The 23,823-nt window shown below is 62.0% G+C and carries 22 protein-coding genes; 13 read left to right on the forward strand and 9 right to left on the reverse strand.

Annotated elements, in window-relative coordinates; genetic code table 11:
• Nucleotides 1–1,044 carry a patatin-like phospholipase family protein gene (locus tag F6X39_RS09960; protein WP_187616487.1) on the reverse strand — a complete coding sequence of 348 codons (1,044 nt, stop codon included), beginning with the start codon at nucleotides 1,042–1,044 and terminating at the stop codon, nucleotides 1–3.
• A 543-nt stretch (nucleotides 1,045–1,587) separates the two neighbouring features.
• On the opposite strand from F6X39_RS09960, the gene F6X39_RS09965 reads away from it, so the two are divergent.
• The 7 genes from F6X39_RS09965 (at nucleotide 1,588) to F6X39_RS09990 (ending at nucleotide 8,176) form a co-directional block, all read left to right on the forward strand.
• A complete protein-coding gene (locus F6X39_RS09965; RefSeq protein ID WP_187616488.1) occupies nucleotides 1,588–1,959 on the forward strand; it encodes a GFA family protein in 372 nt (123 codons plus the stop codon).
• Nucleotides 1,956–2,078, forward strand: a complete 123-nt coding sequence (locus F6X39_RS36690) for a hypothetical protein (protein ID WP_260332763.1) — start codon at nucleotides 1,956–1,958, stop codon at nucleotides 2,076–2,078. The genes F6X39_RS09965 and F6X39_RS36690 overlap by 4 nt, the downstream gene beginning before the upstream one ends.
• A 7-nt stretch (nucleotides 2,079–2,085) precedes the next feature.
• The gene (locus F6X39_RS09970; protein ID WP_187616489.1) at nucleotides 2,086–2,826 is read left to right on the forward strand and encodes a response regulator; all 741 of its coding nucleotides are present in this window, start codon (nucleotides 2,086–2,088) and stop codon (nucleotides 2,824–2,826) included.
• Entirely contained in the window at nucleotides 2,823–4,166 is a 1,344-nt protein-coding gene (locus F6X39_RS09975; protein ID WP_187616490.1) for an ATP-binding protein, read from the forward strand. The genes F6X39_RS09970 and F6X39_RS09975 overlap by 4 nt, the downstream gene beginning before the upstream one ends.
• Nucleotides 4,167–4,693: 527 nt before the next feature.
• Complete coding sequence (locus F6X39_RS09980; RefSeq protein ID WP_187616491.1) at nucleotides 4,694–6,115, forward strand: basic amino acid/polyamine antiporter; 1,422 nt, start codon at nucleotides 4,694–4,696, stop codon at nucleotides 6,113–6,115.
• 125 nt (nucleotides 6,116–6,240) lie between these two features.
• The gene (locus F6X39_RS09985) at nucleotides 6,241–7,431 is read left to right on the forward strand and encodes an arginine deiminase (RefSeq protein ID WP_410450007.1); all 1,191 of its coding nucleotides are present in this window, start codon (nucleotides 6,241–6,243) and stop codon (nucleotides 7,429–7,431) included.
• Between the two features lie 409 nt (nucleotides 7,432–7,840).
• Nucleotides 7,841–8,176: an RcnB family protein gene (locus F6X39_RS09990; protein ID WP_184023606.1), complete on the forward strand. Its 336-nt coding sequence runs from the start codon at nucleotides 7,841–7,843 to the stop codon at nucleotides 8,174–8,176.
• Between the two features lie 98 nt (nucleotides 8,177–8,274).
• On the opposite strand, the gene F6X39_RS09995 is transcribed toward F6X39_RS09990, so the two are convergent.
• The 4 genes from F6X39_RS09995 to F6X39_RS10010 all read right to left on the reverse strand — a co-directional run bounded on the left by F6X39_RS09995 (nucleotide 8,275) and on the right by F6X39_RS10010 (nucleotide 13,433).
• Nucleotides 8,275–9,531, reverse strand: a complete 1,257-nt coding sequence (locus F6X39_RS09995) for an MFS transporter (protein WP_187616493.1) — start codon at nucleotides 9,529–9,531, stop codon at nucleotides 8,275–8,277.
• Nucleotides 9,528–10,091, reverse strand: a complete 564-nt coding sequence (locus tag F6X39_RS10000) for a GAF domain-containing protein (RefSeq protein WP_187616494.1) — start codon at nucleotides 10,089–10,091, stop codon at nucleotides 9,528–9,530. The genes F6X39_RS09995 and F6X39_RS10000 overlap by 4 nt, the downstream gene beginning before the upstream one ends.
• Before the next feature lie 38 nt (nucleotides 10,092–10,129).
• Nucleotides 10,130–11,557, reverse strand: coding sequence for an MFS transporter (locus F6X39_RS10005; RefSeq protein WP_187616495.1), 1,428 nt, complete (start codon nucleotides 11,555–11,557; stop codon nucleotides 10,130–10,132).
• A gap of 91 nt (nucleotides 11,558–11,648) precedes the next feature.
• A complete protein-coding gene (locus F6X39_RS10010) occupies nucleotides 11,649–13,433 on the reverse strand; it encodes a gamma-glutamyltransferase family protein (protein ID WP_184023593.1) in 1,785 nt (594 codons plus the stop codon).
• A 220-nt stretch (nucleotides 13,434–13,653) separates the two neighbouring features.
• Here F6X39_RS10010 and F6X39_RS10015 point away from each other — a divergent pair, with 220 nt between their 5' ends.
• Nucleotides 13,654–14,331, forward strand: a complete 678-nt coding sequence (locus F6X39_RS10015) for a FadR/GntR family transcriptional regulator (protein WP_184045149.1) — start codon at nucleotides 13,654–13,656, stop codon at nucleotides 14,329–14,331.
• A gap of 40 nt (nucleotides 14,332–14,371) precedes the next feature.
• Here the strand turns inward: F6X39_RS10015 and F6X39_RS10020 are convergent, their stop codons facing one another.
• The gene (locus tag F6X39_RS10020) at nucleotides 14,372–15,697 is read right to left on the reverse strand and encodes a type II toxin-antitoxin system HipA family toxin (protein WP_187616496.1); all 1,326 of its coding nucleotides are present in this window, start codon (nucleotides 15,695–15,697) and stop codon (nucleotides 14,372–14,374) included.
• Nucleotides 15,698–15,699: 2 nt separating this feature from the next.
• Nucleotides 15,700–16,143: a helix-turn-helix domain-containing protein gene (locus F6X39_RS10025; protein WP_187616497.1), complete on the reverse strand. Its 444-nt coding sequence runs from the start codon at nucleotides 16,141–16,143 to the stop codon at nucleotides 15,700–15,702.
• 897 nt (nucleotides 16,144–17,040) lie between these two features.
• Here F6X39_RS10025 and F6X39_RS10030 point away from each other — a divergent pair.
• The 3 genes from F6X39_RS10030 to F6X39_RS10040 all read left to right on the forward strand — a co-directional run bounded on the left by F6X39_RS10030 (nucleotide 17,041) and on the right by F6X39_RS10040 (nucleotide 19,682).
• Nucleotides 17,041–17,418 carry a hypothetical protein gene (locus tag F6X39_RS10030; protein WP_184068248.1) on the forward strand — a complete coding sequence of 126 codons (378 nt, stop codon included), beginning with the start codon at nucleotides 17,041–17,043 and terminating at the stop codon, nucleotides 17,416–17,418.
• Between the two features lie 11 nt (nucleotides 17,419–17,429).
• A complete protein-coding gene (locus F6X39_RS10035) occupies nucleotides 17,430–17,648 on the forward strand; it encodes a YMGG-like glycine zipper-containing protein (protein WP_018422694.1) in 219 nt (72 codons plus the stop codon).
• Between the two features lie 468 nt (nucleotides 17,649–18,116).
• Nucleotides 18,117–19,682 (forward strand): alpha/beta hydrolase, encoded by a 1,566-nt coding sequence (locus F6X39_RS10040; RefSeq protein WP_187616498.1) that lies wholly within the window; start codon nucleotides 18,117–18,119, stop codon nucleotides 19,680–19,682.
• 113 nt (nucleotides 19,683–19,795) lie between these two features.
• Here F6X39_RS10040 and F6X39_RS10045 read toward each other — a convergent pair whose 3' ends face one another.
• Both F6X39_RS10045 and F6X39_RS10050 read right to left on the reverse strand, forming a co-directional pair.
• Nucleotides 19,796–20,959 (reverse strand): endo-1,4-beta-xylanase, encoded by a 1,164-nt coding sequence (locus tag F6X39_RS10045; RefSeq protein ID WP_187616499.1) that lies wholly within the window; start codon nucleotides 20,957–20,959, stop codon nucleotides 19,796–19,798.
• A 365-nt stretch (nucleotides 20,960–21,324) separates the two neighbouring features.
• Entirely contained in the window at nucleotides 21,325–21,633 is a 309-nt protein-coding gene (locus tag F6X39_RS10050) for a BON domain-containing protein (RefSeq protein WP_187616500.1), read from the reverse strand.
• 394 nt (nucleotides 21,634–22,027) lie between these two features.
• Here F6X39_RS10050 and F6X39_RS10055 point away from each other — a divergent pair, with 394 nt between their 5' ends.
• Nucleotides 22,028–22,213, forward strand: coding sequence for a hypothetical protein (locus tag F6X39_RS10055; RefSeq protein WP_187616501.1), 186 nt, complete (start codon nucleotides 22,028–22,030; stop codon nucleotides 22,211–22,213).
• A 264-nt stretch (nucleotides 22,214–22,477) separates the two neighbouring features.
• The gene (locus tag F6X39_RS10060) at nucleotides 22,478–23,632 is read left to right on the forward strand and encodes a porin (protein ID WP_187616502.1); all 1,155 of its coding nucleotides are present in this window, start codon (nucleotides 22,478–22,480) and stop codon (nucleotides 23,630–23,632) included.
• Nucleotides 23,633–23,823: the final 191 nt, after the last annotated feature.

The following is a 23,823-nucleotide window of genomic DNA, read 5'->3' on the forward strand; positions in this document are numbered from 1 at the left end:
TCAGACTCCGTCGAGCAACGCGTCGAGATCCAGCGAGGAGCGCACGCCGATCGAATCGCCGTGCTCGGTGAGGAACGCGTCGGCGGCACGCCGGCCTTCGTCGCGCAGCATCGTCAGAAAGCTCCACTCGGCGTTCAGCTTCGACGAGTAGCCGAGTTCGGTCATCAGCTCGCTCGCGATCCGATGGATGCGCATCGCCGCCCAATGGCGGCCTTCGTCGCTGCCGGGGTCCGCCGCGCGGCGCAGCAGCGCGATCATGCGCAGCTCTTTCAGCAGCGGCGCGTTGAAGGCAACTTCGTTCAGGCGACTGATGATGTCGCGCGCGGTGCGCGGGGTTTCGTCCCGCACCACGGGATTGACCTGGATCAGCAGCGTGTCGCTCGACGTGCACTCGCGTACCAGCGGCGTCATGGTCGGATTACCGGCATAGCCGCCGTCCCAGTAGTCTTCACCGTCGATCTGCACGGCCTGAAACAGCGTGGGCAGGCAGCCGGAGGCGAGCAGCACGTCAGGCGTCAGGTCGCCATTGCGAAACACACGCGCCTGGCCCGTGCGCACGCGCGTCGCGGTGATGAAAAGCTTGATCGGCGCGTCGCGCAGATGCGCGAAATCGATCGAGTCCTGCAGAATCTTCGTCAGCGGATGTACGCCGCGCGGGTTCAGGTCGTATGGAGAAAACACGCGCGCCGCGAGGTCCATCGCGATGAAGAGCGGCGAGTAGTCGAGCGTCCAGCGGCCCATCAACACGTCGAACGGGGTACGGCGAAACGGGCTGTACACCGATGCTTCGAATACTCGCCGCCAGAAGGCTTCGAGCGCGGCGCGCGCGCCGGCCGCGCCGTCTGCCTGATAGCCGCTCACCAGCACCGCGGCGTTCATCGCGCCAGCCGACGTACCCGATATTCCTTCGATCTGCAGCCACGACTCTTCGAGCAAACGGTCGAGGACGCCCCATGTAAAAGCACCGTGCGATCCGCCGCCTTGCAATGCGAGGTCGATAAGGGCGGGTTCGCGGTGGGTGGGTTGGTTTTTTGTTGCAGCCAAGACGACTCCGTAGTGAGGAGTGCTCCATTTCGCGAGCTGACGCCGCATGCACGGCGGACGAATGAACTGCTGGCCAATGCTGTGAACTACCGAATGAGGTGAGGCGTGTTTCAGAGGTGAAACATCGCACTGCACCATTGGTATTGGAAGTGGCCGGTGACTAAAAGTCAAGCGTTGCCGGCCATTCAAGCGGAATATAGAAAAGCCGGTTGGTCACGCCGAGGTCAAAAACAGCGTGTAGGGAGATCGGCCGGCGCGCCCCGTCCCGCCGCTTACATAAGCCACTCACATAATCATGGATAGGCGGAGTATCTTTGCACGGTTGAGCGCGATAATGCGGTGGCAATCATGCAATCTGCGTTATCCGTTTGCGCGTGCCGCTTAAATGCTAACTCGCGTGTATATCTTCGCTGTTTCGCCTTGCGCTAATCGCCGCGGCGTATTGCAATGTAATGTATCGTCTCGGCCGCCGGATACATTACGACATAATTCGACTGTTGAACCGGGCTATAAAGCAGGCATCGTCAAATCACGGAGAGCATCATGAACGCCGGGTTGCTGCAAGGGTCCTGTCACTGCGGGGCCGTCAAGTTCGAAGTTCGCACCGAAATCGTTCCGGCTGGTCGTTGCAACTGCAGCCTGTGCCGCCGCAAGGGCGCGCTGATGACGCCGCTCTTTCCCGCCAGTCAGTTGAAGATTCTGAGTGGCAAGGATTCGCTGACGCTATACCAGTTCAACACGAAGGTCGCGAAACACTACTTCTGCAGGCATTGCGGCATCTATCCTTTTCATCAGACGCGCAAGGATCCGCAGCAATGGCGCGTCAATATCGGTTGCCTCGACGGGGTCGATCCTTACGCGCTCGAAGCCGGCGTGGCCGATGGCGCGAGTCTTTCCGTGCTGGAGGACGCATGAAACGCCTGTTTGCCATCGCTGTGTTCGTGGCGGGCGGCTTCGCGGCCGAACTCGCGCATCCGTTGCAGTGTTCATTGATCCAGTCGAGCGGCGTGCAACTCAAACGCCGCAGCAGATAATCCGTCGATGGAAACCGCCGACCACGTACTGATCGTCGATGACGATCGCGGTATCCGTGAACTGCTCGCGGGATACCTCGAGAAAAACGGCGTGCGTGTCTCGCTCGCGTCCAATGGCCGCCAGATGCGCGCCGCGCTCGAGAACGGCGCGCCCGACCTGATCGTGCTCGATCTGATGCTGCCCGGCGAAGACGGCCTCGTGCTGTGCCGTGAGTTGCGCGCGAGCAAGTTCCGCACGGTGCCGATCCTGATGCTGACGGCGCGCAGCGAGGAAGCGGACCGGATCGTCGGTCTCGAAATGGGCGCCGACGATTACCTGACCAAACCGTTCGCCGCACGCGAGTTGCTCGCGCGAATCCGTTCGGTGCTGCGCCGCGCGCGCATGCTGCCGCCCGGCATGGAGGTGACGGAGTCGGCGCCGATGCTGTGCTTCGGCGACTGGCGGCTCGACACGACCGCGCGCCATCTGCTCGACGCGGACGGAACCGAGGTGGCGTTGAGCGGCGCGGAGTACCGTCTGTTGCGTGTGTTTCTCGATCATCCGCAGCGCGTGCTCACGCGCGATCAGTTGCTGAACCTCACCCAGGGACGCCAGGCCGATCCGTTCGACCGCTCGATCGATCTGATGGTGAGCCGCCTGCGTCAACGCCTGCGGGACGGCGCGCGCGAGCCGCGCTACATCAAGACGCTGCGCAGCGAGGGCTATGTGTTTTCAGCGGCCGTGACCGCGATCGGAGATCCGCAATGAGCGCATCTCCATCACCGTCATTGCTGCGCTGGCCGCATTGGCCGCGCACGCTGTTCGCGCGGCTCGCGGTGATTTTGTTCGTCGGGCTCGCGCTCGCGCAGGCGCTGTCGTTCTGGCTCACGATGACCGAGCGCGACCAGACGATGACCAACATCATGATGGGCTACATCGAGCGCGAGGTGGCGAGCTCGGTCGCGCTGCTCGATCATCTACCGCCCGACGAGCGTGCCCAGTGGCTGCCGCGGCTCGCGCGGCGCAGCTATGAGTTCGTGCTCGGCCCGGGCGTGCCAGGCACCCCGGTCGACGCGAGCCTGTCGGCGCGCGTCGCGCAGTCGATCGGCGATGGCATCGGCACGCGTTATCCGTTGACCGTCAACGCAGTGCCGGGCGATCGCGAGCGTCTGCAGGTGCACCTGAAACTGAGCGACGGCACGCCGCTCACCATCGACCTGCGGCCAATGCCCGGCGCCCCGTTGTCGCGCTGGCTGCCGCTCGTGCTGACGCTGCAGCTGCTCGTGCTCGCGGCCTGCTGCTGGCTGGCGGTACGGCTCGCGACGCGCCCGCTCAATGAGCTCGCAGTCGCGGCCGACACGCTCGGCCCCGACCTGAAGGCCGCGCGTCTGCGCGAAGCCGGTCCGTCCGAAGTGGCGCGCGCCGCGCGCGCGTTCAACGCGATGCAGGACCGGATCGCCACGTACATGACCGAGCGCATGCAGATTCTCGCGGCGATTTCGCACGATTTGCAGACGCCGATCACGCGCATGCGTCTGCGCGTCGACACGATGGACAACGACAGCGAGGCCGCAAAGCTGCGCCAGGATCTGCAGGAAATGGAGGCGCTGGTCAAGGAAGGGGTCACCTATGCGCGCACGATGCATGGCACGACCGAGGTGCCGCGCCGCATCGATCCCGATGCGCTGTTCGACAGCCTGGTCTGCGATTACGTCGATGCGGGTCAGCAAGTGTCACTGCAGGGCCACTTCGGCCAGTCGCTGACGATGCGTCCGCAGGCGTTGAAGCGCATCGTTGGCAATCTGGTCGATAACGCGCTGAGGTACGGCGGCGCCGCGCAGATCCATATCGGGGCGTTGCACGATGGCGAGGCTACCGTGTCGGTGCTCGATCGCGGTCCCGGCATTCCGGTCGAGTCGCTGGAGACCGTGTTCGAGCCGTTCGTGCGGCTCGAAGGGTCGCGCAATCGTCAAACGGGCGGCACGGGGCTGGGGCTCGCGATCGCGCGGCAACTCGCGCTCGCGATGGACGCGACGCTCACGCTGCACAACCGCGTTGGCGGCGGTCTCGAAGCGCGGCTGACGTTGAGGAAGTTGCGCGAGTCATAGTTGGACCTCTTGCGCCGCGGAGACGCAGACGATTCCGTCAGAAAAATTCACAAAGCCCGCCATTACGAAATCGCCATCGGGTTTGGACTATTAATGACCCCCGCGCGCCATTTCGAGCTGTGACTCTGGCGCCTCTCAGTAGTTCTGAACGGCCACCGGTTCAGCTCGCTTCAGCGATTCCCCATCATTTGAGAAAACCGCGGCGGTGATGCGGCAGGTCGCATCATTGTTAAATCATCGATATTCAAAGCGACTTATCGATGCGAGCGATTCAGATGCGTGGTGAATTGTTAATTCGCAAATTCAACCAGATTCGGCAACGCAGCATCGATGGATTCGATCGCATAGCGAGCCACAGTCCGTTACCTTGTCTTCGATAAATTGACAAACGCCAACGGACAGACCATTCTTTTCGTGTGGTGGTTGCAGAGTAGCGCGGCTGATCAACAGCAAGATTGGCCGAGAGACACGTTTCGTTCGAATCTGATTAAAGATCCTTGTTAAAAAGGTAACTAAAAGGAATCCGAATGGCGTCCACTCCACAAAAGCTGTCAAAAATGCAACTCACCGGGATGGTGGTGGGCGGCATGGTCGGAGCCGGAATATTTTCCCTGCCGCGTACCTTTGCCGATGCCACCGGTCCGTTGGGCGCCGTGATTGCCTGGCTCATCGCGGGCACGGGCATGTATATGCTGGCGCGCGTATTTCAGGCGCTGGCCGAACGAAAACCCGAACTGGACGCCGGCGTGTTTGCGTATGCGAAAGCGGGCTTTGGCGATTATCCGGGCTTTCTCTCCGCATTTGGCTACTGGATCGGTAGCTGTATCGGCAACGTTTCTTACTGGGTGCTGATCAAGTCGACACTCGGCGCGTTTTTTCCCGTGTTCGGCGACGGTAATACGGTCGTCGCGATCGTCGTTGCATCGATCGGCATCTGGCTATTTCATTTCATGATCCTGAAGGGCGTGCAGCAGGCGGCCTTCATCAACAGTATCGTCACGGTCGCCAAGGTCATTCCGATTCTGGTGTTCATCGTGATCCTGATCTTCGGCTTCCGGTTGGACCTGTTCCAGGCCAACCTCTACGGCGGAGGACTCGAAGGCAATATCCTCGAGCAGGTGCGGGCCACGATGCTGGTCACGGTGTTCGTGTTCATCGGTATCGAAGGGGCGAGCGTTTATTCCCGTTATGCGAAGAAGCGCTCCGATGTCGGCCAGTCGACGATTCTCGGCTTCGTCGTCGTGACCTCGCTGATGGTGCTCGTGACGATGCTGCCTTACGCAGTGCTCCAGCGCCCTGACATCGCGGCCATGCGGCAGCCGTCGATGGCGGCGGTGCTCGAAGCGGTGGTCGGTCATTGGGGCGCGGTTTTCGTCAGCATAGGTTTGCTGATTTCGGTACTGGGCGCTTATCTCGCCTGGTCGCTGATCTGCGCCGAAGTGTTGTTCACGGCGGCAAAGACCGAAGACATGCCCGCCGTATTCGCGAGGGAGAACGCCAACAAGGTACCTGCCAATGCATTGTGGCTGACCAACATCGTGGTGCAGCTGCTCGTCATCAGCACCTACTTCTCGCGCGATGCGTTCGCGCTGATGCTGAATCTGACGAGCGCGATGTCGTTGATTCCGTACCTCTTCGTCGCGGTGTTCGGCTGCATGAACGCGAATCGCGGCGACGGTTACGACGTGCGCGCCGACGAGCGCCGGCGTGACTTCATCATGGCCGCAATCGCCTCGATCTATACGGTCTTCATGATCTGGGCGGGTGGCCTGAAATTCATTCTGCTTTCCGCCGTGCTGTATGCGCCAGGAACGGCGCTTTATATCTGGGCTCGGCGCGAGCAGAACAAGAATGTCTTCATCGTTTCCGACTGGATCATTTTTATCGTTGCAATCATTGGCGCGATCATCGGCATCTATGGCCTCGTAACCGGAAGGATCGCGATTTAGCTTTAATGAAATCCGATTGAACAGAGCGGGCCAACATTGGCATTCAGGAGATCATCATGGCGAACACGGACGCGAAAGCGGGTGAATTGGGTGTCTACTCGGAAGTCGGGCAGCTGCGCAAAGTGATGGTCTGCGCACCGGGGCTCGCGCATCAGCGTCTTACCCCGAGCAATTGCGATGAACTGCTGTTCGACGACGTACTGTGGGTCGAGAACGCGAAGCGCGACCACTTCGACTTCGTCACGAAGATGCGCGACCGCGGCGTCGAAGTGGTGGAGATGCACAATCTGCTCGCCGAAACGGTCGCGGTGCCCGAAGGCAAGAAGTGGATTCTCGACAACCAGGTGGTGCCGAATCAGGTCGGCCTCGGCTTTATCGATGAATTGAGAAGCTATCTGGAAGGGCTCGACAATCGCAAGCTTGCCGAAACGCTGATTGGCGGGCTATCCACTCACGACTTCCCGGAAGCGCACGGCGGCAAGGCGCTGGAGGTCGCGAAAGAAGCGGCGGGCGGCACCGAATATCTGCTGCCGCCGCTGCCGAACACGCTGTACACGCGCGACACGACGTGCTGGATCTATGGCGGCGTCACGCTGAATGCGCTGTACTGGCCGGCCCGCCACGAGGAGACGATCCTGACCACGGCGATCTACAAGTTCCACCCCGATTTCGCGGGCAAGGTCAACGTGTGGTGGGGCGACCCGACTCAGGACCACGGTCTCGCCACGCTGGAAGGCGGCGATGTGATGCCGATCGGCAAGGGCGTCGTGCTGATCGGCATGAGTGAGCGCACCTCGCGGCAGGCCATCAGTCAACTGGCTGCAATGCTGTTCAAGAAGGGCGCGGCCGAGCGCGTGATCGTCGCGGCGATGCCGAAGATTCGCGCGGCAATGCACCTCGATACCGTGTTCACGTTTGCCGATCGCGATTGCGTGCTGGTCGCCCCGGACTTCATGGCGAAGACGCGCACCTATTCGTATCGGCCGAGCAGCCATCCGAGCGGCGTCGAGTTGCACGCCGAAAACAAGCCGTTCACCGATATCGTCGCCGAGGCGCTCGGGCTGAAGCATCTGCGCGTGGTCGAGGCGGGCGGCAGCGACTATCAACGCGAGCGCACGCAGTGGGATAGCGGTGCGAACCTCGTGTGCGCGTCCCCGGGCGTCGTCTATGCATACGACCGCAACACGTACACGAACACGCTGTTGCGCAAGCAGGGCATCGAGGTGATTACGATCGTCGGTGCGGAGCTGGGCCGTGGACGTGGCGGCGGTCACTGCATGACCTGCCCGATCATCCGCGATGCGGTCGACTATTGATCAGTCAAGCGAATCAATCTGGCCGGTGACTGGCAAAGTGTCGCCCACTCGCTGAAGTGGCGAGCGGGCGACAGCGCCGCGTGCGCTTGCGCCGCCGCCAGGAACGGCGCGATCCGTCCAGACGATCGACGCGACGAATCGAATCGCCCCGCTAATCGCCGGGTTGACGCACGCGGTGGTGGTGGGCAGGTCCGGCTTGAAGTCGAACTTCCTTTTACTATACTTTTTAACGACTTCGCGCCTGAATTATCGAATTTGATATCTCGCGATTTGCAAGGATTACATTCGATAGACCAGCGATCGCTGCAATGAAGTTCGAGTTAATGAATTTGCGAGTAGCTGGACGATCACTTTTCACGTCAATCGCGTGAATGCTCGGAGCTTTCTTCCACCGCACGGAGGTTCGAATATGAATAATCGCTTTGTTGCGCAACTCGTCGCCTTGTCGTTTGCCGGTATGTCCGCGCTCGCGATTGCGGCTGGTCCCCCCAAGGACGAGGGCGGCGGCCAGATGGCCGGTACGGGCCGTCAGCAGGTGATGCCGACGATTCCGCACCGTGACTGGCATAAAGGTCAACGTGTGCCGGCCGAATACCGTAACTACAACTTCATGATGGACGACTGGCGCGGACATGGCCTCAATGCGCCGCCGCGCGGGCACAAATGGCTGGGTGTCAATGGCGACTATGTGCTCGTAACGACGAACAACTGGACCATTTCAGACATTGTCGCCGGAACGCAGTAATGCTTCCTCGTGGTGCCCGGGCTATCCGGCGATCAGTTTTAGCGCCGGAACCTGGGCCATTCATCGACACGACATGATTTCGTCATTTTCGCGTCGATTTAATGCTGCGTGTCGTATAGCCGGTCGGGAACGAACAATGCAGTCACGCCGCTCAAAAAGAACACCGCGCCGACCACGAGAAAGCCAAGTCCGATCGAGAACTGCGTCGCGATAAAACCGATGACGATCGGCGCCGCCCCCGAACAGAAGCGCCCGAGATTATACGAGCCGCCCACCGCGGTGCCGCGCACCGACGTCGCAAAACTCTCCGACATGAATGTGCCGATCGTGCCGAGTGGCACGCCGTACAGAAAGCCGAAGACAAGCATCAGCGTGGAAATGTTGTCGTGGGTGTGCCAGAAAATGATCACGGGCAGAAAGAGTGCCGCGCCGACACAGCCCAGCACGTACACTCCGCGCCGGCTCCAGCGGTCACCGAGCCAGCCCGCGAAGATCTTGCCGATGAAGGCGACCACGTATGTGCCGATCATATAGCCGGTCAGCGAGCTGAACTTGATGTGCAATTCCTTCTCGAGATACGTCGGCAGCCAGTTGTTCAGGCCGTAAAAGCCGGACAGCACGAAGACTGACGCGAAGGTCCACAGGATGAACATCGTGCGCGCTTGGCGGTCGCGGAAAATCTGCGCGTAGCGATTGTCGACGAGCCGCGTTTTGCTCGCATGGTCGGCAGCCCGGCTCGCGAGCCATGCCGCCGGTTCGGGCACCGCGAACTTGATCGCGAATGCGAGCAGCATCGGCACGGCAGACACGTAGTACAGCGTGCGCCAACCGTACTGCGGCAGGATCCAGTTGCTGAGTGCGATCACGACGATATAGCCGGCCGAAATGCCGGTTTGCAGCATGCCGAGTACCAGCGAGCGCCGTTCTGTCGGCACATATTCGGCTACGAGCGTGGTGACCAGCACCATGCAGCCAATGCCGAGCGAACTGATAAAGCGCACTGCCGCGAATTCGACGAAGCTGTGCGTGAACCCGAGCATCCCCGCGCCGAGCGAGAACAGCGCGAGCGCCCATGCGATGACCCGCACGCGGCCGAGACGATCGCTCGCCCAGCCGCCGACAATGCCGCCGATCGCCATGCCGAGCAAGGTCAGACTGCCGAGCGCGCCCGCTTCGACATTGGTCAGCCCGAAGTCGTCCTTGATGCGCGACAGGGTGAGGCCGTACATCATCACGTCGGCGCCATCGGCGATCAGCGCGAGGTAGGCGAGCACGAAGACTAGCACCCAGCGGCCTTGCGAGACGGCGGAATGGGTCACCGCTCGATAGTTTTGCAGGTCGGATGGTGTTTTCATGAACGGGCGGCGCAAGCGGGGGATGCCGTATTCTGCTTGAGCAGAGCGGGGACAAGGAAGGCGCCGGTCAGGAGGCCTATGCTTTCATGACGGCTGGTGTACCAGCCTTCCTTGTGGGTCAGGTTCATCGTACCGATGCACACGCCATCATAGGCGATCGGAATGTTCAGGATCGAGCCGAGACCGATACCTGCCATCACCGCATGATCGTCGAAGGCCTCGCGAATGCCTTGCGAAGTGGCGGCACGAAACGGCTTCAGATCCTGAAGTATCTGTCGCGCCCACGCGGTGCCTTGCTTCTTTTTGCGGCCGCCCAGTGGATAGATGTCCGGCATGTTCGTGTAGACCCGTTCGACCTCGTGACGCCGCGCATCGTAGGACATGATCGTGAACAGGCTTAGGCCTATCGCCTTTGCCGCCACCGCGTGAACCGCGCGGAACAGCTCGAGCGGTTGGTTCTTCAGGCGCATCGCCAGCGCGAGACGCTCGAGGTCTGCGATATCCAGCATCTGCGTATCGTGCGGTGCGGGTTCGGTCAGGTTGCCTTGCATCATTTGCATCGCGTTTGCATCGGAAAGTGTGAAAAGTCGCAGTGCGTTTAGCCGTGCATGCGGGTGGAGTTCAACTGGCCTCGCGCGTCGCGAGCCGCTTCGAGTTCGCTCGCCTCGATATCTTCGAGCGAGCGGTTGCGCGTTTCGATGCCGAGGAAGAACACCACGCATGCGCCGATCACCAGCACCGTCGTGGTCATCGCGAATACACCGAGGAAACCGGACAGTGGATAAACGAGGCCGACGAGGATCGGCGCGCTGACCGAGCCGATGCGGCCGAACGATGACGACGAGCCCGTGCCCGTCGTGCGTACCGCGGTGGGAAACACTTCCGGCGTGTAAGCGTAGACGCCGGCGAATGCGCCGTTCATGAAGAACGACAGCGCGATGCCCGCGGTCATGATCTGTATGCCGGTATGAGAAAACGCGAGCGTGATCGCGGCGATGCCGCCGAACAGCATGTAGGAAGCGACCACCGCCTTGCGGCCGATCTTTTCGTTGAGCCACGCCGCCGAGAAGTAACCGGGAATCTGCGCGCCATAGATTGCAATCGAATAGCCGAAGCTCTTCGTCATCGTCAGCCCTTCCTTGACGAGCAGGCTCGGGATCCACGCGAAGAACGAGTAGTACGCGAACGCGACCGAGAACCACATCAGCCAGCTGACCGCGGTCGTGCGCGCGAGTCGCGGCGACCACAGCGTGAGCACGTTGCGCCACGCGTTGCCGCGCGCCGGCGTCGAGGCCGGCGTGGGCACCGCGTGAAGCGCGTGGTTCGCAGTCACGGGCGCAAGCGCAATGCCGCGCTCGACGAACGCCGCTTCGATGCGGCCGACGATGCCGTTCGCTTCGGCCGCGCGGCCCTGGCTTTCGAGCCAGCGCGGCGATTCGGGCAGCGTCCGGCGCCACCACAGCAGCATCACGACGGGCAGCGACGTGATCACGGCCAGATAGCGCCAGCCGTCGACGAAGTTGCGCACCACCGCGAAGCCGAGAATCGACGAGGTCAGATAGCCGAACGACATGAAGCCGACCAGCGCGCCGCAGAAAATGCCGCGATAGCGGCGCGGCACGAACTCGGCGAGAAACGGCGCGATCACGACCGTCTCCGCGCCCGAACCGAAGCCCGCGACCACGCGCAGCGCGAAGAACGTGTGCCAGTCGTGCGCGGTCGCGCTCGCGAGCGACGCGACGCAATAGATGGCGAGCGCGCTCATCATGATGCGGCGCCGGCCGATCACGTCGGCGAGCACACCCGACAGGAACGCGCCGAAAAAGTAGCCGATATAGGTGCTGCTCGCGACGAGCCCGGTCTCGGCGCTCGTCAATTGCCACAGCTTGCTGACGACCGGCAGCAGGAACGCGAGCGACGACGAATCGAGCCCGTCGAACATGTACCCGAGCCCGCCGATCAGCAGCAGTCTGCGGTGAAAGCTCGACAGGGGAAGTCTTTCAAGACGGGCGGCGACGGCGGACACGGCAAATTCTCCTGAAGGAAATGGCGCGGCGAGGCCGCGCGTTCTGCGCTGATGGATGCTTCGGGCCGCTTATCGGCCGCTTATCGGCCGCTTATCGGCCGATTGCGTAGGCCTGCATCTGACGCGGTGTAGCGGCGCCTCGCATCAAACCGTTGCGGATCGCAACCGCGCAGACCCGGCCGAGCGCCCACGGTTCCGCGACGGTGAGGTCGTGGCCCCGCGCGTGCAGTTCGGCGAGCGTGCTGTCCGGAAAGCGCGACTCGGCCGACATCTTGCCGAGCTGCATCGCGCGCGGATAGAACGAGCCGGGGAAGTGCGCGGTCTGGAACGAGGGCGCATCGGCGGCGGCCTGGAAGTTCATGCCGCCATGCACGTGCTTGAGGAACAGCTGCAGCGACCACTGATCCTGCTGGTCGCCACCCGGCGTGCCGAAGGCCGCGTACGGTTTGCCGTCGCGCGTGACGAGCGTCGGCGACAGCGTGGTGCGCGGCCGGCGGCCCGGGCCGAGTGACGAAGGCAGGCCTTCTTCCATCCAGAACATCTGCGCGCGCGTGGTGACGTTGAAGCCAAGACCCGGCACCGCCGGCGACGCCTGCAGCCAGCCGCCCGACGGCGTAGCCGACACCATGTTGCCCCAGCGGTCGACCACGTCGAGATGCACGGTATCGCCGCGCAATTCGGGCAGCGGCGCGAAGGTCGGCTCACCCTGGCCAAAGCCGCCGGCCTGCTCGCGCCCGGCATTCGCGACGATGCGCGCGGCGCGTTGCTCGCTGTCGCCGAGCAGCCCGGGGCGGAATTCGAACGACGCGCGGCGCGGATCGATGAGGCGGCGCCGCTCGTCGTTGTACGCGTCGCTGAGCAGCACGTCCATCGGCACATGCGAAAACGCCGGGTCGCCGTAGAACACTTCGCGATCGGCGAATGCGAGCTTCGAGCACTCGATCACCGTGTGCACGAAATCGGGCCCGAGGGGGTCCATCGCGCCGAGATCGAAACCCTTCAGCAGCGCGAGCTGTTGCAGGAACATCGGGCCCTGGCCCCACGGGCCGGTTTTGTGCACGCGCATGCCCGCGTAGTCGTAAGACACCGGGTCTTCGTAGGTTGGCTCCCAGCGCGCGAGATCGCCCGCATCGAGCAGACCGCTATTGCGCAGGCCCGAGGTGTCGAGCACGGCGGTCGAACGGAAGTACTGGTCGATCGCGTCGGCGACGAAGCCGCGATAGAAGACATCACGCGCGCGTTCGCACTGCTCGGCGCGATCGCTGCGCGTATTTGCCTCGCGCAGGATGCGCTTGTAGGTTTCGGCGATCGCGGGATTCGCGAACAACTGGTTCGGCATCGGCGCCTCGCCGTTGCGCAGCCATTGCTCGGCCGAGGTCGTCCATTCGGTGCGGAAGAAGTCCTGAATCGCGAGAATCGACGATGCCATGCGTGGCAGCACCGGATAGCCGTTTTCCGCGTAGCCGATCGCATAGCTCAGCACTTCTTCGAGCGGCAACTGGCCATAGTCGCGCAGCAGCGCCATCCACGCGCCGAATGCGCCCGGCACGACCGCGGGCAGCAGGCCCGTGCCCGGCACCACGTCGAGCCCCATCTTGCGCATCCGCTCGATCGTCATGCGCGCGGGCGTCACGCCTTGTCCGCACAGCACGCGCACGCGTTCTTCGCGCGCGCTGTAGAACACCACCGGCAACTCGCCACCCGGACCGTTCAGATGCGGCTCGACGATCTGCAGGACGAAGCCGGCCGCGGCGGCGGCGTCGAACGCATTGCCGCCTTTTTCGAGGACCGCCATCGCCGATGCGCTCGCGAGCCAGTGCGTCGAGGCCACCATGCCGAAGGTGCCGATCAGTTCTGGACGGGTTGTAAACGACATGCGCGACTCCTTGGCGACAACGGTCCGGATGGAAGAACCAATATGGAATGGTTCAATTGGAGAAAATGAAAGCGTAAAACTAACGAAGCCGGGTTGCACCCGGTGTTAACCATCAGCATGCGACCCAGTATAGCGAATCAAAAATCATCGGGTGCTGGTATGTCATGCCGCCGCGATTCTGGTATCGTTGGGACCAATACAAATTGGTTCAGTGGACAACATGGACAAACCGGTACTGGATGCGCTGCTCGACTACATCGCCGATCATCAGTTGAAGGACGGCGACGCGCTGCCGCCCGAACGAAAGCTCGCCGAGGAACTGGACGTGAGCCGCCGCGAGCTGCGCGCGGCGCTGGCTTCGCTCGAGGCGTCGGGGCGCGTATGGCGCGGCGTCGGCCGCGGCACCTATCTGGGCGCGCGGCCGCTGAAGTTTGCGCCGACGCTGCGCGGCTTGCGCGCCGGCACCAGTCCCGCGGATATCGCCGAAATGCGGCTGCTGTTCGAGCCGGCGCTGGCCGCGCTGGCCGCGACGAAAGCGAGTGGCGACGACCTGCAGGAACTGGAGAAATGCGCACGCAAAAATGCCGCCGCGAAAAACGACGACGAGTGGCAGCAATGGGATCATCGCTTTCATTTGCTGATCGGACATGCCACGCGTAATCCCGCGTTGATTGCGTTGATGGAGGTGATCAACGGTATGCGGGTGAAGCCGGAGGTGCGCGAGAAAACGTCCGCGCAGGAGACGCGGCAGTTTTTTGCGCAACAGCATCAGGCGATCGTCAATGCGCTGAAAGCGCGCGATGCGGATGCGGCCGCGCAATGCATGCGCGAGCATCTGCTGAGCGTGCAGTGGCGTGCGTCGGCGAAGACCGATGGTGCGGCGGCGCGGCGTGCGTGAGGTTGCCGTGGTGCCGCGCGTCGATCGGGATGGCGGCGCTTTACTGCGCAAGCTTCCGGTTCAGCCGGCGCATGCCGTCGAAGACCGCATCGGCCACGTCCAGCGGAAAGTCGCCGGGCAGTTGCGACGAGACTGTGTCGATCACAGTCTCCGTTTGCGCGGTCAACTGATCGATCAGCGTATCGACGTCCGCGGCGGAAAAACCGACGCGCTGTCCTTCGGCCACCCAATGCCGGCGCTGGATCTGATTGAGCAGGTAGTGGACGTTCTTGCCGCGAACCGCCATCGCCAGTTTCACTTTTTGCGCCGCGAGGCGCCCCGCGCCGCTGCCGATGATCGGATGCGCGGATAGCACGTCATAAAGCGGCGTGGATTCGTAGCGATTGCCGGGCAGATGCGCAATGCTGAAGTTCTTCGCGTGGCCATCGGTCGCGGCGAGCAGCCAGAAAACCAACTGCGTCGCGAAGAAGTTGCGCCGGTCCGTCGTCGCGCGTGTGGACCTCGCGAGTATCTCCATGATCGCCTCGATGCCCGGACCACCGTCGGACTCATACTTGTGCAGCGCCGACGTGCCAGTGGCCTGGCACATGTCCTCTTGCGGCAGACGCACGATCCACGTGGCGTCGCTCGACAAACGGCGATCGAAGCGCTCGACGATCAATACCTTCTGCTCATCGAATCGCGCGATTTCGCAACGCGCGACGGGGAGCCCGTAGGCCGCGACGATCTGCGAGCACAGCCATTCGTTTTCCACCGACGTGCGCATATCGGCGCGCATGTTGCCGACGAGCCCGAGCGGCAGCTTGAAGATGTGCGTGGTCGGCGTGCTGCCTTCGGGCAGCAGCCAGCGATTGCGATGACGGAGCAGCGCGGTTTTTTCCTGCGCGCCGGCGATCGACAGACGCAGGTCTTCGAGCGGATCGTGCTGCCCGAGCGGCGCCGCCGTCGTCGTGCCGCGCAGCAACGCCGCGATGTCGCTGTTGCTGAGTTCGCGACCGTGGATGCTCGTCAGATCGCTCGGCTCTTCGTCCGGCGACAGCAGTTGCAATGCGCCGACGCAGTCGCGGCCGAGCGCGGTGAGCAACGCAAACGGCGCGGCGCTGCCGGTCCGGTAGCGCGCGGCGATGCGGCGCCGGATCGGTTCGCTGTCGGGCAGCAGGTTGTCGAAATAGTCGGCGACGATCTGGCCGCGATACGCCTGATTGCCCGGTGTGAACGGCAGCGACAGCGATAGCGGACGTCCTTGCGGATCGTCGATCCATTCGTCGGCATAGCTCAGACGTTCGCCGCTGCGTGTCGTTTCCCAGGCGCCGACCCGCAGGCCGTTCATCCACAGATTCAGACGGTTCGGTGTGCTGCGCGCCATGCTTACCAGTCCTCCCGTTTCTTGCTGGTGCTGGCCGCTTTGGTTGCCTTGGCGGGTTTGACCGCTTTGGGCTTTTGCGCCGACGGTCCCGGTTTGAGCGGCACGCGCGTGGCGCGTTTAGCGTTGCCTTTTGCGTCGACCGGCGTTCCGGCGGCCGGCGTTCCGCTCCCGGCGCGGCGGGAGCGGTTCGGCGCCGGCGCGGCGTCTTCCACGGCCACGCTTTGCGTCGATACGCTCTGCGCGAGCTTCAGATCGACCTGCAAGACCCGCAACACCCTGAAGAGCCGTTCGACGCTGACGGTCGCCGGATTCGCTTCGAGTTGCGCGTAGGTCTGTTGCGTGACCCCGAGATGTGCGGCCATCGCGGCCTGAGTGAGGCCGGCGGCCTTCCTGAAGCCCTGCAGGATCGGTCTGAGCTGGCTCAGTGTCTTGATGGCGTAGTCCACGGTCGATCTCCGGTTCGGCTGCGGCGGCGTAACAGCCCAAAACCTGTAAATAACAGATACAGTCTATACTCTGTATTTAGCAAATACAAGCTAGAGACTGTTAATGACGAGCACGGACGCATTTGAAACGGCGTCCCGTCACGCTACTCATCACGCAACTAACGGTCAACCGCGCACCGCCACCCCCTTCGCTGCTGCGCAGCCCCTCCACCGCAGGCAACATGTGATCCACCGAAAATAAAGATGATGGACAAACGCAACCATAAAATCGCATCTGTTTCACTGCTGGTTGGTGCTGCCACCAGAAGAAGCAACGCCTCGACCGGAAATAGATAAATCCGAATCGTTTTTCGATTGACGATCCAATCAGGAAGCCGACATTCAGGCAAAACAAAAGCTGTTTTCGCATCGCGTGGCTAGAATACTGAATGGCCGTCGATAACGAATCGCTAGCAATATCACGGGCGCTCAAATCGAGCGCAGGATAACTGACGAGTGTTGACGCGCATTGCATCGTATCCTTTCGCTCGCTGAATGAAATTTGACACAAATGTCACGCGCCGCGCATCGAGCGGAAACGGGCTTGGAAATTACAGAAAAGGCTGTAGACTCTATAGCGTGTATTACGCGGCGAGGCCAACACGAGTCCAATCGTTGCGCGCACACAGCATGTGTGCAAATCACTCCAATCCGCCATGAGATTTTCTGCCATCAAGGTGTCTATTCGCTGATACGACCCAACGCCAATAGAAGCCGAACCGGCGAACCACGCCGACCGGTGAACCTGAAAGGAGATTCGACGAGACACACAGACCATTCTTCCAAATAACGCGATCGACGCCGCCGGATGCGGTCGCCGGCGGGCCGCTGGAGAACATAACTTCTTTGGAGTATGTGATGGCAAGCAAACCACAATGGCGAACGCTGTTATCTCTGACTTTTCTATCGCTGGCAATGATGGGCAACGTCGCGCGTGCGGAGAGCATTCCAATTGTCACAGGCCAGCAATGGATGCAGTCGACCGATGAGCAGAAGAAAGCGTATCTGGTCGGCATCTCGAATTTGATCGACGTCGAGCGCGCCTATGCCGGCAACACGGCGAACAGCAATGACATCGCACAGCGCTTCGGCAAGGGCATGCAAGGCCAGACACTGGACAGCGTGCGTCAAGGCCTCGACGGCTACTACGCCGCCAATCCCACGATGATCCAACACCCGGTGATCGAGACCCTCTGGTTCCAGATGGTCGTGCCCGGCCTGAAGAAAAATCAGTAAGGAGAACGATCATGAAACGACTTGGGTGGATCGTCAGTATTGGCGCACTGGCTGCGATGATCGGTTGCACGGACATGAGCCCGCAGACGCAGGGAACGGTGAGCGGCGCGGCACTTGGCGCGGGCGCCGGTGCGGGCATCGCGGCGATCTCCGGCGGCGATGCGTGGACCGGCGCGATCATCGGCGGCGCGGCGGGCGGCGTGGCCGGCAATATCCGCGGCCGTCAGTAATTACCAGCGAGCAGGCAAGGCCGGGGCGCGACCTGGGTCACGTCCCGGCTTCGTTACTGAAGCGCACGGCCCGATCAGGCCTTGATCAGGCATTCCACGGCCGTCGAGTGAAGCGATTTCCGAGGCGTCGCTGAAGGACCGTTCTTCCATGAGACACCTCTCCCTTCCCCGCGACGCCGTATGCGGTTCCGTGCCATTTTCCTCACGTCGAATGTCAAGTAGCGAAGCGAATGGGGCGAATTCATTCGCGCTCGCGACATCGCGCATCCCCAGTTCGTCATGAAAATAATCCGTTCATACTCGATCCGCTGTCGACGTCGCGTTGGCCGCCCGGCCGACAAAGTTTGAACCGGTGATTAAAAGCCCTTAGGATATCCACATCTGAAGCCGCTGCGATGGCGGCATGCGCACACCACGCAGAGAGCAGTCTGCGCGCGGTGCAACCTTCATCTCATCAAGAGAACACGAATGCTGCGCACGTCACTGAAGGTGATAAAGATAAGTGCATGGGTTCTGGTGCTGCTGGCGGTGCTCGCATTGGGGCTACGCGCGTGGTATTCGCAGCGCGGGCCGGAGCTGTCGGTATGGCACACCTATGTGCCGCGCGAAATGACCGTCGAGGAAATGGACACCGCCGACTGGAACGCATACATCAAGGCGGAAAATCGGATTTTCGACGACGTGCGCGTCAATGTCGTTGAAAAGCTGCGGCCGTCCGAGCGCATTCCGGCGAACCGCTATTACGAGGGCTCGCCGATTTTTCCGTGGCATTTCGCCGAAAACTGGAATCACTCGTACATTCTCGAGCCGTCGGGGCCACCCGTCGGCGCGGTCGTGCTGCTGCACGGCATGACGGATGCGCCGTACAGCATGCGGCATATCGCGCGTCGATATCGTGATCGCGGTTTCGTCGCGATCGGCATCCGCTTACCCGGACATGGCACGGTGCCGGCGGGGCTCGTCGACGTGCACTGGCAGGACTGGACCGCGGCCACCCGGCTCGCGGTGCGTGAAGCGCGCCGTCGCGTGGGACCGGACAAGCCGATCGAGCTGGTCGGGTTTTCGAACGGCGGCGCGCTCGCACTGCAATATGCGCTCGACGCGATCGAGAATCCCGCGCTCGCGCGTCCGACGCGCGTCGTGCTGATCTCGCCGATGATCGGCGTCACGCGTTACGCACGCTTTGCCGGTCTCGCCGGATTGCCCGCGGTGCTGCCGGCCTTCGCGCGCGCCGCGTGGCTCGGCATCGTGCCGGAGTTCAACCCGTTCAAGTACAACTCGTTTCCTGTGAATGGCGCGCGACAGTCCTTTCTCCTCACGAGCGTGATTCAAGAACAGATTGCGCGGCTCGAGCGCGAGAACCGGCTCGATAAGTTGCCGCCTATCCTGACGTTCCAGTCGGTGACGGATTTCACGGTCAGCACGCCAGCGGTGATGTCGGCGCTCTACGACAAGCTGCCGGAGAACGGCAGCGAAATCGTGCTGTTCGACGTGAACCGCAGCGTGCGCTTCAGGACCTTCCTGCGCTCCGCGTCGTACACGGCGCTCTCGCGCCTACTGCGCATCGGTCCGCAGAACTATCGCACGACGGTGATCACCAACGTGTCGCCGGATTCAGCGCATACTGTCGAGCGCAGCGTTTATGCGGGCGAAGTGCAAACGCGTGTCAAGCCGCTGGATCTCGACTATCCGCAGGATATTTTCTCGTTGTCGCACGTCGCGATTCCATTCCCGATCACCGACGCGCTGTACGGCATCGCGCCGGACGATTCGGAGAACTTCAACGAGAACCTCGGCACGCTCGCGCCGCGCGGCGAACGCGGCACACTGATTCTGACGCTCGATTCGATGTTCCGCATCGCGTCGAACCCGTTCTTCCCGTATCTGCTGCAGCGTATCGACGAGGGCATCGGCAAGATGCCGCCGCCGGTCGTCAAGTCACCGCCGCGCACGCATGAAACCGCCGACGGTCCGCCCGACGATTTCCCCGAAAATCTGAATGCGCTCGAGCAGGTCGGCTCGGACGAGCCTTGAAATCTCGATGCTTTGAATCAAGCTGACGGCATTTGCACTGCCACCCTCGCGAGATGTGACCAGACGGCCCGCACCTACCGCGGGCCGCCTGCTTTTCGGCTCGAAGATCGACGTTACGGCTGATACGACGAATCGACGATCGTCCACAGCGCCGCTTTCGGCTGCAGGTTCGCATCGAACGGCAGCGGCAGGTTGTTGCGCGGCACCGGCGTCGACGTCAGCCACGTGTGCTTGTCCGAATAGCCCCAGAACGTGACCGCCTTGATGCTCGGCTCCTGCTCGAACAGAGCGAACACGGCGCGATAACGCTCGGCCTGCGCGCGCATGATGTCGTTCGGCACTGGATGCCCGAGGTCCGGCAGACATGCATGCGGATCGCTCCAGCATTCACCGGGATCGGCATAGAGACTCACGTCGAGCTCGGTCACCTGGTTTTCGAGGCCGAGCGCGGCGACGTCGTCGAACGCCTGCTTGATGTTCGGCAGCGGCGGCCAATTTACGCTGATATGCATCTGATGCCCGACACCGTCGATCGGCACGCCCTGCGCGCGCAAATCGCGGATCACCGCGAGCAGCTTTGCGCGCTTGCCCGGATCGTCGGTGATGTACTCGTTGATATAGAGCTTCACGTTCGGGTCCGCCGCGCGCGCCGCGCGGAAGGCGATCGCGATGTAGTCCTTGCCGAGCGTCCGGTACCACGGACTGTCTTCGCGATACACCTGATGCGGATCGTCGCTGATCACTTCGTTGACTACGTCCCACGCGTAGACCTTGCCTCGGAAGTGTGTGACGACGTCGGTTACATATCGATCGATCCGCTTCGCGACGATATCGTGATAGAGCGGATCTTTCGGATCGCCGGCGAAGAACCAGTCCGGCGCCTCGGTCCAGTTGCCGGCCTTGAAGTGCCACAAGAGCGTGTGCCCGCGCACCGCAATGCCGTGCGCTTGCGCGAACGCGACGATCCTGTCGGCCGGTTCGAAGTTGTACTTGCCTTCCGCGACGCCGATCGTGCCCGGCTTCATCTTGTTCTCGGCGGTCAGGCTCGAGAACTGGGCGGCGACGAGCGCCGCGTCGGCGGGACTGTCGATTGAATCAGGTTCAATCGCCGCGCCGACCTTGAAGTGCGCGGCCATCACACTGCGCAATGGCGGCAGCGCCTCAGCGGGCGCTGCGGCGAGCGGCTGGCCGTCATGAGCGACGGCCGCCTGGTTGTGCGCGCAGCCTGCGGTCCATGCGAGCGCGCAAACGGCGACGGCTGCGCAGAGCATGCGCATTGAAGTCCTCAAAGGACGCACTCCTGGTTTCCTTGTGACGGAATGCCGGTTCGGATGTCTTCTCTAACTATGTCCACCGTTACCGGTAACAGCGGAGATGTTAAGCAGCCTCTGTCAGCCCCGCTATGAGGGATTTACCTGACATATCGACGAGACATGGATGGTGAATCAGCGTTGAGTCGACCGGCTTGACACGGCGTGGGTTGAAAGCGCTTTCAGATGGGGATTGCACGGAACCGCCGCGCGGCTAACGGCGCGAAACAGGGCGCCAGTCACTGAATCCCAACTGGCGAGACAGGAAAACCGAATCCGTTCAACGCGCGGGTTTGCTTCAATCGTCGTCCGCGCGGCGATTCAGTTTGATTTCAATGCCCGTTCAGCGAGCCAGCGTCGGGCGAGAGCCGGTTGTCCACCGAGGTGACACCCGGAACCGACATCGCACTCTGCTCGGCACGCGCGACATGGTCCCGCTCGGGCACCCATCCGAGCAGCGTGATCTGCCCCGAGTGGGCAAAGACGAACACATGTGACATCCCGACTCCGCTGTGCGCCTCCGCGACCCGCACGCTATGGGCGAGTTGTTGGTCGGTGGCTTGCGAATCCTGGGCATGGGCCGCCGGCGCTATTGCGCTTGAAATCAGCAGCGCAAGTGTAGAAACAAGGGCTGTTTTCACGATACCTCCTTAGAGTGCCAAGGTGTGCCGGCAAAATCCGCCGGCAAATCTTCCGGTTCGACTCGATGCGAGGCGTCGGAAGTGCACTGGACAAAATCCTCTTTCCACTGCACGCGTCGCGGTTATCGCGGTTGCGCGCCGAGGTTTTGCCAGTCGGGGCGATGGGCGGTCGTGCCTTCGCCCGCAGAAAAGTTGCAAGGGCAGCGTGTTCGAACGGGACGTCGCATGTGCGGCGTGGCGGGGGAACAGCGAGAGCCGAGGGATGGGAGCTGGTTGGAGCGGTCGTGATGGAGCGCGAGAGCCAGACGGATGCGCCGACAATCCTGCACCCAGCCTGCTACGCGGCTGAGCCCGGCTCGTTGCCCGGCATCGTATGCATTGATGATAGTCGCTAATGTCCACCACTGCTGGCGGCGCCTGCGCCAGTTCGTCAAGCCCAAACCGGCAATGCAAACGAGGCGGCTCGTTGCATCTTCGCAACATCAAGCGCGAAATTTTGCTTGCATTCGAGCGCGTCTTCCTTGTTAAGCAAGCGCTGAGCGACGCGCGAGACGGATTGGCGCATCGTTTCGGTGCATGAGTTCAAACGGATTTCCGACGCTTGTGACCATCACGTAATGGTCACAAAGCAGAGCGCTACTGCGGGATCGTCCGGCGCGCAACTGTTATCGATAACAGCGTTTTCCCTGAGCAGTTAGTTTGATGCGCGGCGCAAGGTCATCCCTATAATCGCCTCGAAATGTGAAGCAAATAAGTAGCGAACATTTCGGCAAGAGGGGAAACGTGTGAGAACGCGTGCGTCCTGTGCGGCTTGGAGACGCCAAAATATATATAGGATATCTAAATGAAGAAGAAGCTTATTGCTGTGTCGGTGATGGCAGCCGCGACGACGGTGGCCCATGCACAGAGCAGTGTCACGTTGTACGGCCGTATCGACAACGGCATCCAGTTTGAAACCGGCCTCCCGGGCGGCCATGCGTGGTCAGCCCAAAGCGGCGACTGGGGTTGCTCGTGGTTCGGCCTGCAGGGCGCCGAAGATATCGGCGGCGGCACGAAGACGGTCTTCCAGCTCGAAGGACAGCTCAACACGATGACCGGTGCATCCGCGGGCAATCTGTTCGGCCGTCACGCAACGGTGGGGCTGACGAACGACCACTGGGGTTTGTTCAAGATCGGTAACCTCGGCGCCGGCGAACTTTCGCAGGACAGCTGGGGCACCGACCCGCAGGTGATGCAGCGCTACGCGATCTCGACACTGGTGCGCGGCCGCAACTGGGCGAGCACCAGCAACGGCGCGGAGTACAACTCGCCGGTGCTGTTCGGCGGCCTCGTGCTGAAGGGCCAGTATTCGCTGACCAACAACACGAGCTGGAACTCGGCGCCTGTCAACTCGGCTGGCGTGCCGACCGGCCAGGGTCGTACAAACGCGGTCGAAGGTGTGTACACGTGGGGCAACGGCGACGTCCGCGTGATCTATGACGAAGTGCGCGGCGCCAACGGCTCGTTCAACAACGTCTACTCTGCTTCGCGGATGGCCCTTGTCGGCGGCACGTACGTGCTAGGTCCGGTCAAGCTGTACGCGGGCTACCAGCACCTGAGCGCGCCTGATGCGACCAACGCGAGCGTGGGCGTAACCGATGCGTCGCAGCCTCTCGGCGTGAGCGCGCCGACGAGTGTGAACCACGAATGGGTCGGCGCTGCATGGCAGGTCACGTCGCCCACGCTGTTGACGGCTGCGGTCTACCACGCGAACGCGAACAACGGCAACGGCAATGCAACGCTGTTCACGCTCGCCGCGACGTACGCGCTGTCGAAGCGCACGTTCCTGTACACGGAAGCCGGCTACGTGCACAACAGCTCGACGTCGAACCTGAACCTCGGCAACGGGCCGTACGGCAACAACAACTTCGATGCGGTGACGGGCACGTCGTCGAACAGCAACCCGAACTATGGTCATAGCCAGACCGGCGTCTTCGCCGGGATCATGACCTCGTTCTGAGTTGAGGTTGCCTGATCAGCAATCGCAGTGATCTCTTTGTTTCAAGGACTGTTTATTTCTCTTTCATAGAGAGGCCGGTGCGACGCCTCCTCCACCCTCGTCGCATCGGCTGCTTTTTCTTCTTTTCGAATTCATCACCGGACGTAGTGCGCCTCTTCATATCTGAAAGCGCTTTCATCACAGGATTCAGG

This window comes from Paraburkholderia sp. UCT2, from assembly GCF_014397665.1.
GTDB classification, from domain to species: Bacteria; Pseudomonadota; Gammaproteobacteria; order Burkholderiales; family Burkholderiaceae; genus Paraburkholderia; species Paraburkholderia tuberum.

Excerpts from the sequence above, each read along its gene's own strand:
- F6X39_RS09965 (WP_187616488.1), top strand. The coding sequence starts at position 1,588 with ATGAACGCCGGGTTGCTGCAAGGGTCCTGTCACTGCGGGGCCGTCAAG.
- F6X39_RS36690 (WP_260332763.1), top strand. The coding sequence starts at position 1,956 with ATGAAACGCCTGTTTGCCATCGCTGTGTTCGTGGCGGGCGGCTTCGCG.
- F6X39_RS09970 (WP_187616489.1), top strand. The coding sequence starts at position 2,086 with ATGGAAACCGCCGACCACGTACTGATCGTCGATGACGATCGCGGTATC.
- F6X39_RS09975 (WP_187616490.1), top strand. The coding sequence starts at position 2,823 with ATGAGCGCATCTCCATCACCGTCATTGCTGCGCTGGCCGCATTGGCCG.
- F6X39_RS09980 (WP_187616491.1), top strand. The coding sequence starts at position 4,694 with ATGGCGTCCACTCCACAAAAGCTGTCAAAAATGCAACTCACCGGGATG.
- F6X39_RS09985 (WP_410450007.1), top strand. The coding sequence starts at position 6,241 with ATGGTCTGCGCACCGGGGCTCGCGCATCAGCGTCTTACCCCGAGCAAT.
- F6X39_RS09990 (WP_184023606.1), top strand. The coding sequence starts at position 7,841 with ATGAATAATCGCTTTGTTGCGCAACTCGTCGCCTTGTCGTTTGCCGGT.
- F6X39_RS09995 (WP_187616493.1), bottom strand. The coding sequence starts at position 9,531 with ATGAAAACACCATCCGACCTGCAAAACTATCGAGCGGTGACCCATTCC.
- F6X39_RS10000 (WP_187616494.1), bottom strand. The coding sequence starts at position 10,091 with ATGCAAATGATGCAAGGCAACCTGACCGAACCCGCACCGCACGATACG.
- F6X39_RS10010 (WP_184023593.1), bottom strand. The coding sequence starts at position 13,433 with ATGTCGTTTACAACCCGTCCAGAACTGATCGGCACCTTCGGCATGGTG.
- F6X39_RS10015 (WP_184045149.1), top strand. The coding sequence starts at position 13,654 with ATGGACAAACCGGTACTGGATGCGCTGCTCGACTACATCGCCGATCAT.
- F6X39_RS10020 (WP_187616496.1), bottom strand. The coding sequence starts at position 15,697 with ATGGCGCGCAGCACACCGAACCGTCTGAATCTGTGGATGAACGGCCTG.
- F6X39_RS10030 (WP_184068248.1), top strand. The coding sequence starts at position 17,041 with ATGGCAAGCAAACCACAATGGCGAACGCTGTTATCTCTGACTTTTCTA.
- F6X39_RS10035 (WP_018422694.1), top strand. The coding sequence starts at position 17,430 with ATGAAACGACTTGGGTGGATCGTCAGTATTGGCGCACTGGCTGCGATG.
- F6X39_RS10040 (WP_187616498.1), top strand. The coding sequence starts at position 18,117 with ATGCTGCGCACGTCACTGAAGGTGATAAAGATAAGTGCATGGGTTCTG.
- F6X39_RS10045 (WP_187616499.1), bottom strand. The coding sequence starts at position 20,959 with ATGCGCATGCTCTGCGCAGCCGTCGCCGTTTGCGCGCTCGCATGGACC.
- F6X39_RS10055 (WP_187616501.1), top strand. The coding sequence starts at position 22,028 with ATGTCCACCACTGCTGGCGGCGCCTGCGCCAGTTCGTCAAGCCCAAAC.
- F6X39_RS10060 (WP_187616502.1), top strand. The coding sequence starts at position 22,478 with ATGAAGAAGAAGCTTATTGCTGTGTCGGTGATGGCAGCCGCGACGACG.